Source organism: Bacteroides luti (assembly GCF_900128905.1).
Taxonomy (GTDB): Bacteria; Bacteroidota; Bacteroidia; order Bacteroidales; family Bacteroidaceae; genus Bacteroides; species Bacteroides luti.
The window spans coordinates 139,968-153,534 of the sequence record NZ_FQTV01000008.1; the positions used below are offsets into that span (position 1 = coordinate 139,968).

13 protein-coding genes and 1 tRNA gene are annotated in these 13,567 nt (G+C 37.1%); 7 read left to right on the forward strand and 7 right to left on the reverse strand.

Translation table 11 applies throughout. The annotated features are described in order from the left end of the window. Nucleotides 1-21: 21 nt before the first annotated feature. A complete protein-coding gene (locus BUC21_RS09040) occupies nucleotides 22-2,514 on the reverse strand; it encodes a glycosyl hydrolase 115 family protein (RefSeq protein WP_073401431.1) in 2,493 nt (830 codons plus the stop codon). Nucleotides 2,515-2,800: 286 nt separating this feature from the next. Here BUC21_RS09040 and BUC21_RS09045 point away from each other — a divergent pair, with 286 nt between their 5' ends. The 3 genes from BUC21_RS09045 (at nucleotide 2,801) to BUC21_RS09055 (ending at nucleotide 5,668) form a co-directional block, all read left to right on the forward strand. Continuing rightward, on the forward strand, nucleotides 2,801-3,607 hold the full coding sequence (locus BUC21_RS09045; RefSeq protein ID WP_175550510.1) for an AraC family transcriptional regulator: 807 nt from the start codon (nucleotides 2,801-2,803) through the stop codon (nucleotides 3,605-3,607). A 91-nt stretch (nucleotides 3,608-3,698) separates the two neighbouring features. After that, nucleotides 3,699-4,988, forward strand: coding sequence for an OmpA family protein (locus BUC21_RS09050; RefSeq protein WP_073401436.1), 1,290 nt, complete (start codon nucleotides 3,699-3,701; stop codon nucleotides 4,986-4,988). Between the two features lie 35 nt (nucleotides 4,989-5,023). Beyond that, nucleotides 5,024-5,668, forward strand: a complete 645-nt coding sequence (locus BUC21_RS09055; protein WP_139261362.1) for a hypothetical protein — start codon at nucleotides 5,024-5,026, stop codon at nucleotides 5,666-5,668. Nucleotides 5,669-5,826: 158 nt separating this feature from the next. On the opposite strand, the gene BUC21_RS09060 is transcribed toward BUC21_RS09055, so the two are convergent. Beyond that, nucleotides 5,827-5,900: transfer RNA gene (locus BUC21_RS09060), tRNA-Asp, on the reverse strand. A gap of 228 nt (nucleotides 5,901-6,128) precedes the next feature. Here BUC21_RS09060 and BUC21_RS09065 point away from each other — a divergent pair. Together BUC21_RS09065 and BUC21_RS09070 are read left to right on the forward strand one after the other, a co-directional pair. Continuing rightward, entirely contained in the window at nucleotides 6,129-7,445 is a 1,317-nt protein-coding gene (locus BUC21_RS09065) for a pyridoxal phosphate-dependent aminotransferase (protein ID WP_073401440.1), read from the forward strand. 93 nt (nucleotides 7,446-7,538) lie between these two features. After that, nucleotides 7,539-8,132: a YqgE/AlgH family protein gene (locus tag BUC21_RS09070; RefSeq protein ID WP_073401442.1), complete on the forward strand. Its 594-nt coding sequence runs from the start codon at nucleotides 7,539-7,541 to the stop codon at nucleotides 8,130-8,132. Here BUC21_RS09070 and BUC21_RS09075 read toward each other — a convergent pair. Genes BUC21_RS09075 through recR form a run of 5 tightly spaced genes read right to left on the reverse strand, consistent with a single transcriptional unit; the run spans nucleotide 8,124 to nucleotide 11,429 of the window. Beyond that, a complete protein-coding gene (locus BUC21_RS09075; RefSeq protein WP_073401444.1) occupies nucleotides 8,124-8,657 on the reverse strand; it encodes a GNAT family N-acetyltransferase in 534 nt (177 codons plus the stop codon). The two genes, BUC21_RS09070 and BUC21_RS09075, sit on opposite strands and share 9 nt — an antisense overlap. After that, nucleotides 8,654-9,844 (reverse strand): glycosyltransferase family 2 protein, encoded by a 1,191-nt coding sequence (locus tag BUC21_RS09080; RefSeq protein ID WP_073401446.1) that lies wholly within the window; start codon nucleotides 9,842-9,844, stop codon nucleotides 8,654-8,656. The genes BUC21_RS09075 and BUC21_RS09080 overlap by 4 nt, the downstream gene beginning before the upstream one ends. A gap of 8 nt (nucleotides 9,845-9,852) precedes the next feature. After that, complete coding sequence (locus BUC21_RS09085; protein WP_073401448.1) at nucleotides 9,853-10,317, reverse strand: BT0820 family HAD-type phosphatase; 465 nt, start codon at nucleotides 10,315-10,317, stop codon at nucleotides 9,853-9,855. Between the two features lie 2 nt (nucleotides 10,318-10,319). Next, nucleotides 10,320-10,796, reverse strand: coding sequence for a hypothetical protein (locus tag BUC21_RS09090; protein ID WP_073401450.1), 477 nt, complete (start codon nucleotides 10,794-10,796; stop codon nucleotides 10,320-10,322). Between the two features lie 15 nt (nucleotides 10,797-10,811). Further along, nucleotides 10,812-11,429: a recombination mediator RecR gene (gene recR, locus BUC21_RS09095; RefSeq protein ID WP_073401452.1), complete on the reverse strand. Its 618-nt coding sequence runs from the start codon at nucleotides 11,427-11,429 to the stop codon at nucleotides 10,812-10,814. Nucleotides 11,430-11,501: 72 nt separating this feature from the next. Between recR and BUC21_RS09100 the strand changes: the two genes are divergently transcribed. Together BUC21_RS09100 and yihA are read left to right on the forward strand one after the other, a co-directional pair. Continuing rightward, nucleotides 11,502-12,950 (forward strand): sodium:solute symporter, encoded by a 1,449-nt coding sequence (locus tag BUC21_RS09100; RefSeq protein WP_073401454.1) that lies wholly within the window; start codon nucleotides 11,502-11,504, stop codon nucleotides 12,948-12,950. 11 nt (nucleotides 12,951-12,961) lie between these two features. Beyond that, on the forward strand, nucleotides 12,962-13,564 hold the full coding sequence (yihA, locus tag BUC21_RS09105) for a ribosome biogenesis GTP-binding protein YihA/YsxC (RefSeq protein WP_073401456.1): 603 nt from the start codon (nucleotides 12,962-12,964) through the stop codon (nucleotides 13,562-13,564). Nucleotides 13,565-13,567: the final 3 nt, after the last annotated feature.

The window sequence follows — 13,567 nt, forward strand, 5'->3', positions numbered from 1 at the left end:
CATATTCTATAAAATGTTACATTATTTAATTAAGCTCTCCGGTGCCCCCAGGAATGAAGGTTTCAGACCTCCAAAATCGATCATTACTTTTTGCAATACTAAAGCTGGATCTAACGGACGAATTCTCAATGTATGCTTTTCTTTTTTATCTACGTGATGAAGGGTGTTTGTCACAATAACATGCTCTGCCTGCCATTTACCAAGTTCTCCTTTGTAATGTCCATTGATGTTTACTATTTGTTCTTGATCTCCATCCACACTGACTGCGTACCTCAAGCCCTTGTTATCATTAAAATTCAAAGTGGCAGAAAATCGTAGATAAACTGTTGCATCACCACTTTTATCCGTTTTAAAGTCATACTCCAAATACATATCTTTATCAGGATTTACTGTGCATGGAGATGTTGTAACTCCAGACAAAGTACGTCCCAGATTGGGAATGGTAATCCATTTAGCAGTTGGCCCGTTAGCAGAACGAGTGTAATGCTCTGCTTCCATAGAAACATAACCATCATTCTCAATAAATACATTAGGGATGGCAATGCGAGGCTCCGGTACCATAGTTACTTGAGGCATAATATTGTATCTAGGATCATTCCATGATTTATAACCAATGTGCGTTTGATCCATAAAATGATCCCATTTACCATTACTCATCACTTTATTATAATGATAAGTTAAAACGGAATCACGTTCAAAGCAATCACGTACTTTGAAGGCCCATTTGTTAGCTTCAACATCATTCTTTGCAGCCAAATCACGATTCTTTGCCAAAGCATAGTACATATCATAAAGATTGGCACATGCCTGAATTGGGAAAAGCACTAACTGATCAAAAGCGTCCCGATAATTCTCCGGCATCAGATAATATAGTTTCAATGCATCCAGACTTAGAGCTTCATAATCATCTTTTACACGCTTCCATTCGTCATAATTATTTAAACTATAAGTCTTATCATTCAATGATTCCGGAGTTACCCTACGATTATATTTGGTATAAGTATCAATAAGGCACGCTGCTTCTTTTGCATACTTCGGGCCAAACTGCTTTTCGCAGAATCTTTCCGTATGAGACAATAAATTGTTTTCATTAAACTGCGCCGGATTCCAGGCCATATCTAAAAAGAAAGTAATAGGATACTCCATTGGTTTCAAATCGCCAACATTCACTACCCACAAATTCCGGACTCCATATTCATAAGCAAGATTCATTTGTTCCCAAGTTCGTTGTATCTGAGTAATATTCAGCCATTTTGAATTTCTTGGTGCACCAACATAATCAACGTGATAATACATTCCATAACCACCTTTACGAGATTTTGCATTTAAGTTAGGAAGCTTTCTCACATTACCCCAGTTATCATCACAGAGCAATAAGGTTACATCATCAGGAACTCTCATTCCTTTATCATAATAATCTTGCACCTCTTTATAAAGAGCCCAAACCTGAGGAGTTTCTGAAGCTTTTTTACCAGTAACTGATTCAATAATATTGCGCTGGTCTTTAACTATATTCTGTAATAATGAAATATTAGCACCTTCACTCATCGGCTCATCACCATCACCACGCATACCAACAGTAATGACTGATTCCCAGTTTTTGCAACGTTCTATACCTTTTTTCCAGAAATCACGCAGCACAGTACTATTTGTATTATAATTCCATGCGCCTGTTCCCCTACGTTTCCAATCTTGTTGTGCTAATCCCATAGGTTCGTGGTGAGAAGTTCCCATTACAATACCCATCTCGTCTGCTAACGGACCATTTTGCTTATCATCATCATAAAATGCATTTCCCCACATGGCAGGCCACATAAAATTACCTTTCAAACGCAAAAGCAACTCAAAGACCTTTTCATAAAACTTGCTATTGAATCCGCCAAAAGTATCGTGCGACCAACCACTTAATGACGGCGCTTCATCGTTTAAGAAAATTCCACGGAATTTCACTGCAGGTTCACCATCTGTATAACGTCCCTCCTTAATGCTAATTTTATCATGCTTTTCAACCGGAACATCTGCCCAATAATACCATGGAGATACTCCCATTTGATTGGAGAGCTCATAAATACCATAAATAGTACCACGCTTATCACTTCCTGCTATAACAACTGCTTCATCTACACCTTCAAATGGTTGTTTCACAGTTTGAAGAATATATTTCTCACGCTTTCCAACTAAATCAGCAGAATTTATCTTTCCTGACTTTAACAATTTCTTAATCCAGCTACTATTTTCAACAGAACCAATAATCAACATTTTACTTCCAGATACGGAATTAGATACATCAGGCATCACTCCTGTGACTTTATTTGCATCTGATTGCAAATTAGACACGGCACGCAAAACACCTTTATATTCCTGCTGATCGACTAAGATTGGATATGCTTTCCCGTTTTGTATCCAGGAAAATCCATTACCATTATAAGTTACAAAACTATCGGCGGCTAATAATTGCTGCAGGAAGAACAAATTAACCAAACAGCAAACAGTCCAGATCTTTCTTATTTTCATAGTATAATCATTAATTTTAAGTACCTACAAAGATACTTTATAATATCAGGACTTTCAATAATTATAAGTTCCCAATTGTAGAATAAGGGTTACATTATCTTTGTCTGCGCTACATAAATTATCGCTTATGTAACATTGTATGCTCCACAACATAAAACACGGTTCAAATGATATTAAATCTTTAGTCAAAGTATTAATGGATTTCTGCAAATTTATGCGTTTTAAATATCTTCAAATCATATATTTTTTTATTTTTGTAAACATGTCCGGCAATATAGTAAAAACTATGTTTAATGTAGAATACTGTAAAGCGACAACTGACCAAGATTGGCTTGTCAGACAATTTGAGGCTTTCCATTTTGACCAGCCTTTTTTGACGGAGAAATTTATTCCTCGTCCTGATGTTTCTATTATTTTTCATTTCAAAGATGCTCCTCTGATTTTGAATGAAAAAAAAATCCAGCTTGAACCTTTTTTTGCAGCACCAATTATTCCCAAATCGTTATTATTAAATTTCCATGGATTAATGGACACTTTTGTCGTTATATGTAAACCTACTGTTTTCTCTCGTATTTTCGGTATCGATTTGTCTCCCATGCCTAGACATAGTATAACTTTGCCTCATTCCATTTTTTATCCTGCATGGGACGCATTGTCTGCGCTTAAAACCACAAGTGAACGAATTGATTATTTCATCGGATTTATTAATAAAGTTCAAAACACTCCTTATATACCTGATGCTGTAGATCAGCTTTATGACAAAATCTTAGAGAAAGGAACAACTACCTTACTGAAAGATATAATGCAGGATTGTTGCGCGTGTAAACGAACTCTGGAACGAAACTTCATTAAACGCACAGGCGTTAGTCCAAAGACAGTAATGAGAATTATAAGACTAGATTATTTATGGTCAAAAATTATAGATGAAGGTGCAATTGATTATCAGGAGCTGGTCTTTGATGGGAATTATTTTGATCAGGCTCATTTCATCAATGATTTTAAAAACATTGTTGGCGAAACACCAAGCTTCTTTTTTAAAAGGAATCTACAACTTACAAAAATGTTCTCAGGCCGGGAAATAACAAATATGTAATTTGTCGTTTTTTTCCAATCAATACATTTTTTACTTATATACTTTTGTTATTATTTTCTAATTGCAAAAACACTCTTAATAACAAATCATTATGAATAAAGGGATATTAATAGTATGCCTATTTGTATTTGTTGGTTTAGAAGCAAATGCTCAGTCATGGATTGAAAAAGTAGGCAAACGCGTAAAAGAAAAAACTATAGATAAGGTAGAAGAACGAATAGAAAACAAATCTGATGAAGCCATTGAAAGTGGATTAGACAAGACTGAAGAAACTGTGAAAAAATCCGGTGGAAAAAGACAAAAACAAGCTTCAGAAAAAGGGGCGACAAAAACAATTAACCAAGATACAGAAGAAGAAAACAATTCTCAGTCTGCACAACAGAAAGTGGAATCTTACACAAAATACGATTTTGTTCCAGGCGACAAGATTCTCTATTTTGAAGATTTTTCTCAGGACGCAATTGGAGATTTCCCTACTTTATGGACAACAAATGGAGGCGGAGAAGTTAAGACATTAAATATTGCTTTGGGTAACTGGTTTCACATGAATAAGGAAGGAAGCATGTACTGTTACACCAAAACAATTGACTTCCCTCAAAACTTCATTATGGAATTTGACGTTATCCCAGACGAGAACTTTCAAAGTGCATTTGATTTGTGCTTATATGAAGAACAAGAAAAGAAAGAAATGAATGACGACCTTTATCCTGGAAAAAAAGGATTGCAATTATTTATGGATGAAGAAAGCTGGAGCACTAAAGGATATATTGATGACCCCAATTCAGAATGGCTAGAATCACGATCAACGACAAATCCTTGTGAAATAAATAAAGTAAACCATGTCATTATATGGATTCAAAACCGGCGGATCAGGATATACCATAAAGGTTCCAAAGTTTTGGATTCACCAACCAATATTTATGCTGGATCTAAATTTAACAAAATTCGCTTTAGCAGTTGGAATACTGGATGCAAGCCTTATATTTCGAATCTGAAAGTTACTACTGCAACACCCGACACTCGAAGCAAACTCATTACCGAAGGAAAATTGGTAAGTTATGGCATTTACTTTGATGTAAATAAAGACATTGTGAAACCGGAATCTTTCGGAACACTCAGTGATATAGCTAAAACACTGAAAGAAAATCCATCCGTCAATATTAAAATTGTTGGTCATACTGATAGCGATGGAGATAATGCCAAAAATTTAGATCTATCTAAACGAAGAGCAGTATCAGTAAAAAATGTACTTTCCAGTGATTTTGGGATTGATAATAATCGTATTCAAACAGACGGCAAAGGGGAATTAGAACCTCTTTCATCAAATACAACTGCAGAAAATAAAGCCAAAAATAGACGCGTTGAATTTATAAAGTTGTAACTATCCAAATAAAAATAGAATAATAACATCAAAGAATGAATAAAAGGAAACGATATTCAATCCTGTTTGTGAGTATTTTGTTCGGACTAACCCTTGCAGCACAAGCTCCACAACAATACGGCATAAAATGTGGAACGCTTTATTACACAGTCCAGTCAGCAATTAATATTCCGGGAATGCCTTCTTTGAAAGTAACAGTAACTGGCAAAAGTTGTTTTGATGAATATGGTCTTAAAGAAGCGACTCAATACACTGAAACAGCTGATCCTGGTGAGGCAACGCTTCGTCATACCAAACATTATTTTTCACTTCGTTTGCCAGATTATTACTGTCTGATAAATGCAGATACAAATGAAAAGGTAGACGAAGATAACCTATCAAACACTACCAAAGAAATACTCGCTCAGCATACTATTACCAATTATGATAATTTATCTGATATTGAAGCCGAAATTTATTCTTCACAGTTTATTGGAACGATTGTTTATCTCGCCAAAAACTGCAAAAAATATAAGATTACAGAAAAAATACCTTTATATAATAGTGAGGATATTGTAGTTGTATGGAATAATATCGTATTGCATCGAATAAGTAAGACCTCCGCGCTTCAATATGAATATAAAGTAACAAAAATAGATGAGAATATACCAGAAGCTAATGCATTTAAAATTCCCGAATAAAGCAATCTTAATATTTTAGAATTGATTCCATATTTGCATAAAATAAGAACCAACCAGTTTTTAGGATTGATCCAGATTTCCCATCTGGTAAAAAAAGAATAGAAAAAGCCTGTAATAAATTCATTATTACAGGCTTTTAAACATCACTTTCAATGTTGCGGTGCGTACGAGACTCGAACTCGTGACCCCATGCGTGACAGGCATGTATTCTAACCAACTGAACTAACGCACCATTAAGTTTTTATCGTTGCTTTCTCTCTCGATTGCGGTTGCAAAGGTAGATGTTTTTTTGAATTCTGCAAGCGTTTTAGAATTTTATTTTTAAACTTTTTTATACTTATACTGATAATGAATAAGTTAAGCTGATTCATTTTTTTGCAGATAGAAAGTCTTTCGACAGGGAATTATTGAGTATATTTGCAATTCAATTAAAATAACGGACAAAAAATATAATAACCAGATGAAAAAGACTCCTATCGATTGTAAATTCGTTGATGAAGCAATCAATGAAATGCATATCGCCGATTTATCAAAAGCAACAATTCGTGAAGTAAAAGCTATTGCCGCAAAAGCCGAAGCGCTTTCGGGCATAGAATATATAAAAATGGAGATGGGAGTTCCCGGCCTTCCTCCTTCTGCCGTAGGAGTAAAAGCAGAAATTGAAGCTTTACAGAATGGTGTTGCCAGTTTGTATCCCGATATAAACGGACTACCTGAATTAAAACAAGAGGCTTCCAAATTTGTGAAGGCCTTTATTGATGTAGATATTAATCCGGAAGGTTGTGTTCCTGTTACAGGATCCATGCAAGGAACTTATGCATCATTTATGGTATGCAGCCAATGTGACGAGAAAAAAAATACGATTCTGTTTATTGATCCGGGATTTCCTGTACAGAAACAACAGCTGTCTGTTATGGGAGAGAAATATGAAACATTTGATGTTTACAACTATCGTGGAGAGAAACTACGTCCAAAACTGGAAAGCTACCTTAGCCAGGGGAATATTTCGGCTATTATTTATTCTAATCCTAATAACCCAAGCTGGGTATGTCTTAAAGAGGAAGAACTAAAAGTAATTGGAGAGTTGGCCACCCAATATGACATTATTGTTCTGGAAGATTTAGCTTACTTTGCCATGGATTTCCGCACCGATCTGAGTGTTCCTTATCAGGCACCATACCAACCAACAGTTGCACATTACACTGACAATTACATCTTATTGATTTCAGGATCTAAAGCATTTAGCTACGCCGGTCAGCGAATTGGGGTGAGCTGTATTTCTAATTCATTATACAACAGGGTTTATCCGGGATTTGCAAAACGATTTGGAAATGTTTCATTTGGTAGTGCATTTATACACCGTGTTCTCTATGCGCTTTCTTCCGGAGTTAGTCATTCTGCTCAATATGCAATGGCGGCAATGCTTAAAGCAGCCAATGAAGGGAAATACAACTTCTTGAAAGATGTTAGTATATACGGAGAACGTGCCCGCAAACTTAAAGAGATTTTCCTTCGCCATGGTTTTCATATTGTATATGACAAAGATCTTGACGAACCGGTAGCTGACGGATTCTATTTTACAATCGGCTATCCGGGAATGACAGGAGGACAATTAATGAAAGAGTTGATGTACTACGGGGTCAGTGCAATATCACTTGATACTACCGGAAGTAATCAGGAAGGACTTAGGGCCTGTACTTCTTTTATAAAAGATCACCAGTACGATCAACTGGAAGAAAGAATGCAATTATTTGAAACAAATAATCCGATTATTTAAGAAAAAAATAACAGATAAAATCTTTGAAATGATAAAATTGTTATTATATTAGACGCCAGATGCACTAGCTCTTAATATAATAACAATTCTATTATGACGGGAAAAAACCAGGATTATTTCAAAATTGAGTCGAACAACGCAATTCCTTCGAGGGGGAAAATTCTCATCTCCGAGCCTTTCTTGCGTGATTCAGTTTTTGGACGTTCGGTTGTTCTTCTTATTGACCACACAAAAGAAGGAACCATGGGGCTTATCATGAATAAATTACTACCCATGAAACTGAATGAAGTTGTAAAGGAGTTTAAATACTTAGAAGACATTCCTCTCTATAACGGAGGACCGATGGGAACGGATACACTATTTTATTTGCATACATTAAAAGACATAGAAGGAGCACTAGCTATTGGAAGCGGGTTATATCTTAATGGCAATTTTAATGAAATAAAACGTTACATTCTTCAAGGGAATCCCATAGAAGGGAATATCCGTTTCTTTCTTGGCTATTCAGGTTGGCAAGATGGCCAGTTAAATCAGGAAATAGAAGAAAATACCTGGATGATTGGAAAAGGAGAAGCTCCAAGCCTTATGCTTGATGAAATAAAAAGTATGTGGAAAAAAGCTTTAGGTAAGCTAGGCGGGAAATATGAAACCTGGTCACACTTCCCTATAAACCCGTCACTAAACTAAATTGATCAGCTGCATAAAGAAGACATCTTCGTACTTATCTTTTTCCCGAAGCCAGTCTTTCATAATCCCGGTCTGAACAAAGCCACAAGAGCTGAATAACCTCTGGCTAGCTTCATTTTCCACTGACACATACGCATATAGTTGTCTTAAATGTAAAAAATCGAAAGAATACCTGATTAGTAATTCTAATGCCTGGCGGGCAAACCCTTGTCGGCGAAATTCTGTTTTCACAGCAATGCCAACTCCTGCACGTCCATGCATTGGAACAAAATCAGTCAGGTCTATTGTGCCTACCACCTGATTATTATCACGCTTAACTATCATCAGTCGCAATTGTTTGTCGGCAAAAACATCACATTGAGAATCCTCAATGTATTGTTTGAGAACATAGCGTGAATATGGCACAATAAAACTACTCACATCCCATGATCCCGGATCATTCTCCATCTCATACATTACTTCAAGATCTTCGGGTTCTGCTGCGCGAAGGTATATTTGTTGGTTGTTCAGAAATGTTTGCTTCATTTATAACAGTTTTGAGGGGTTACTAATACTCCGGTTTGCACAGAGTAAATACCCAGTTCTACTCTTTGTCCCTGAGTAGTTGACATTAATTGAATTATTTTTTTAAATGAGTAAGCTTCTCTATCATAAACAATATGGGTAAACTCATTACCTACACGCTGAATATTTAAATGCCCATCAGGATACAATTCCTCATTAGCCACTTCATAGCGATGCTTTCCTTTCAAACCATTCCTCAGACAAAGCTCCTGAACTTCAGAAATCATATCTTCGCTACCTAACACCAAAAAGCATGGTCCCGCAGAAAGAGCTTTTTTCCCGGTATAGCTAAACAGCTTTAAAGGTATTCTATTAAGAACCGCAAGTAAAGCACGGAGATATATTCCACTCTTCACCACACAAGCAAAAAAGATACTATAATGAGGATAATGTTTCCGAAAGAATATCATCATGGCCTCATAAAAGACACGGACATATTTAATAGAATTCTTCTTAGTACTCTCTCCTTTATAATGAATAAAAGGAAAAGGAAGATAACAGTTCTTATATCCAGCCTTAGTTATGCGATAAGATAAATCTATATCTTCTCCATACATAAAGAAATCTTCATCCAGAAGTCCACACTTGTCGAGTGCTGATTTCCGGAGAAACATAAAAGCTCCGGCCAATACATCTACCGAATGAATTTGATTCTCGTTAAGGTAGCGAAGATGATACTTTCCAAAACGATGTGAGTTTGGAAATAGTTTACTGATTCCGGTTAATTTATACAAAGAAGTCATCGGAGTAGGAAAGCCTCGTTTACTTTCGGGAAGAAAAGAACCGTCTCCGGTAATCATCTTCACTCCTGCTCCACCCACATCCGGATTGTTCTCCATAAAATCAAGACAATCCGTTATTGTATTCTCTCCTAGAACCGTATCCGGGTTGAGTAATAAGATATATTCGCCTTTAGCAACGGCAATAGCCTGATTGTTTGCGCGGGCAAATCCCACATTTTCCTTATTTGCTATAAAGTTCACCTTCGGGAAGCGAGGAGTAAGATACTCCAGCGATCCGTCCGAAGAAGCATTATCTACAACAAAGACCTCTACCGGTAGCTGATCAATAGCGCGATATAACGAGCACAAACACAATTCCAGAAAGTGTTTTACGTTATAATTCACTATTACTACCGATAGTTTCATTTCCTTATTTAATAGTCTCCGTTATGGTTTTCCAAGGCTTCTCCAATACGGATAAATATATTTTTCTTTTTATTGCTGGTACGTTTTCTTTTAGGTTTATCATCAACATTTTCAAACCCTCCGGTTCTGTAGGAGCCATCTTTTATCATCTGATAAATTACTCCCCAATCGGGCAGACCACCCAAATTACGGTCATCAATAAAGAGATCAGCTTTCAGTTTACGTGAATATCCTTTGCCTTTTCCATGTTCTTCCGGAAAATCTTTATTTGCAGCATAGAACTCCAATCCGCGTTCACGACAAAACTCAATTGCTTCTTCCAGCAAATGTCCTTCGCGAACACTCCACAGAATAAGTCTGTGCTGATCGGCCTGAAGTTTCTTCAATGTATCAATGGCGAAAGGAATTTCTTTACCAATCTTTGGATATTCATGTTCTACGATAGTTCCGTCAAAATCTACAGCTATAATCATATTTATTCTTCGTTTTCTTTATTTTCCTGGTTTTCTGTAACTAAATTCAATTCTTCACGCATTTTTTTCTCTCCCGGCAAGCAGAATACTGAAGCGGTAATAGCAATCAATGCACAAAGTCCCCCAATGCTATTCAGGGTCATATAATAAATAAAAATATTCATATAAGTAAGGATAGCAAGGATAACAAGGCGAATATTGCTCCAGTGCTGATAAAGTTTCAAGGCATTCTCAAAGTTAGCTCCTTTAATTACCTTTTTCAGTTTTACACTAAATAATTTCAGTGACAGAGGCACAAGAGCAATAGTGGCAAGTATCCCGACTGTTTCCAATATGTATTGCATCATAAAATCATCGGCATACATTCCTTCCAGAAAGATATCCGACTGATATAAAACTACTAAAACAACTGCAATACCAATATAAATACCAAATTGTGTTTGCATGATGCGGTTCACCGCCTTAATTTTCTTATCCATTTATGTTTTTTATTATTAGACTGTTCCTGTAAATGTTGTACGGTTGACAATAGAGCGACCCAACGTTACTTCATCAGTGTATTCCAGTTCATCGCCAATGGATATACCTCTTGCAATGACACTCAGTTTAACGTTCGCCTTAGCCAGCTTCCGGAATATATAGAAGTTTGTTGTATCTCCTTCCATGGTAGAGCTCAGCGCAAGAATCACCTCTTTTACACTTCCCTCTTCAACTCGTTTTACCAGACTTTCTATCTGTAAATCACTCGGCCCTACACCATCCATGGGCGATATTACCCCGCCCAACACATGATATAATCCTTTAAATTGCTGGGTAGCCTCAACAGCCATCACATCGCGGATATTCTCCACTACACAAACTGTGGAAGCATCTCTGAGCGGATTGGAACAAAGCTGACAGGTATCAGTATCCGAAATATTGTGACACACTTTGCAATACTTTACCTCTCTTTTCAGCGTAACAATGGCATTGCCAAAAGCCTCGACTACCGACGAATCCTGACGTAAAAGGTGAAGAACCAGCCTCATAGCTGTTTTCTTGCCTATACCCGGTAATTTAGCAAACTCCCCTACTGCTTTTTCAAGCAAAGCCGATGGATATTGTTGATTCATAAATACATTTCTCAATTGTCAGCGCAAAGATAAAAAATTAATTCCTACCTTTGCACATTCAAAATGTAATTTATGAACAGTTACTATATATTACTAACCATAGCTCTTTATTTCGGGATTCTCTTGATTATAGCCCGCATCACGGGACGAAAAGGAGGAAGCAATGCGGCTTTCTTTAAAGGAGAAAACAAATCGCCCTGGTATATAGTATCATTTGGAATGATAGGTGCTTCTATTTCAGGGGTTACTTTTGTTTCTGTTCCCGGAATGGTTCGGGGTATTGATATGACTTACATGCAGACGGTTTTCGGTTTCTTTTTTGGTTATCTTATCGTTGCACATGTACTCCTTCCCCTTTACTACAAACTGAATCTTACCAGCATATACACCTATTTAGGCACACGCATAGGCAACAGAGCTTATAAAACAGGAGCTTCATTCTTTTTGCTTTCCCGTTTAGTTGGCGCTGCTGCAAAACTATACTTGGTTTGCCTTATACTTTATACGTATGTTTTTCAGCACTGGAACGTTCCTTTCTGGAGTATTGCCGCTGTGACTGTTTTTCTAATCTGGCTTTACACGAAGAAAAGCGGGATCAAGACTATTATCTGGACTGATACCGTACTTACTTTCTGCCTGCTGGCTGCTCTGATTCTTATTATTGTTGAGACAGCACAGATATTGCATCTCGATTTTGGTGGTGTGGTATCTACCATTCAGCACAACGAACACTTCCGGATATTCGAGTTTAACGACTGGCAATCAAGGCAGAACTTCTTTAAACAGTTCTTTAGCGGAATATTTATCGTTATTGTAATGACAGGGCTCGACCAGGATATGATGCAGAAAAACTTAAGCTGCAAGAATTTGAAAGAGGCACAGAAGAATATGTATTGTTACGGATTCTCATTTATTCCGGTAAACTTTCTGTTTCTCTGCCTAGGCATCCTTTTACTGGTACTTGGACAAAGCATGAATCTTACTCTTCCCGCTTTGGCCGATGATATTCTTCCCATGTTTGCCGCACAGGGATATCTTGGTCCATCGGTTCTGGTTCTTTTCTCTATTGGAATAATTGCAGCTTCCTTCAGCAGTTCGGATTCTGCACTGACCTCGCTTACCACCAGTTTCTGCGTAGATATTTTAGGAATTGGCAAAGAGAGTGAAGAAGTCGCTACCAGAAAACGCCGACGCGTGCACTTTGGAATGTCCATTGCACTGGTATTGGTTATCATCATATTCCAGATCGTTAATAATAAAAGCGTTATTGATGCTATTTATACCATAGCATCATATACATACGGCCCGTTGCTTGGTTTGTTTGCCTTCGGATTATTTACCCACCTGCAACCACGTGATAAATATGTGCCTTATGTGGCAGTAGCTTCGCCCGTAATTTGTTACACAATTAGTTCTTTAGTAGAACAACATACAGGATATAAGTTCGGTTACGAAATGCTGATGTTCAATGGAACATTGACTTTTGCCGGACTACTTTTAATTTCACAGAAAAATAAATAAAAACAAGAAATATGGAAATCTTAAGCGCAGAGTTCGTAATCAGTAATGCAGAAGCCTCGAAATGCCCTGATAGTAATTTACCCGAATATGCATTTATCGGACGCTCCAACGTGGGAAAATCCAGTTTAATAAATATGCTTACCAAGCGTAAAGGGCTAGCTATGACCTCCGCTACTCCGGGAAAAACAATGTTAATCAATCATTTTATTGTAAACGATAACTGGTATCTGGTCGATCTACCGGGATATGGCTACGCCCGCCGCGGAAAAGCCGGACAAGAAGGCATTCGCACACTTATTGAAGATTATATTCTGGAACGTGAACAGATGACGAATCTTTTTTTATTGATTGACAGTCGACTGGAACCTCAGAAAATTGATATGGAATTTATGGAATGGCTTGGCGAGAATGGTGTTCCGTTTGCCATTATCTTTACCAAGGCAGACAAGCTAACTTCGGGTAAGCTGAAAGATAACATCAACCGTTACGTAAGGCAGCTTCGCGATCAATGGGAAGAATTGCCACCTTATTTTATTTCTTCCTCTGAAAATAAACTAGGACGTATGGATATTCTGGATTATATAGAAAACATAAACAACAGTATTAAACGATAATAA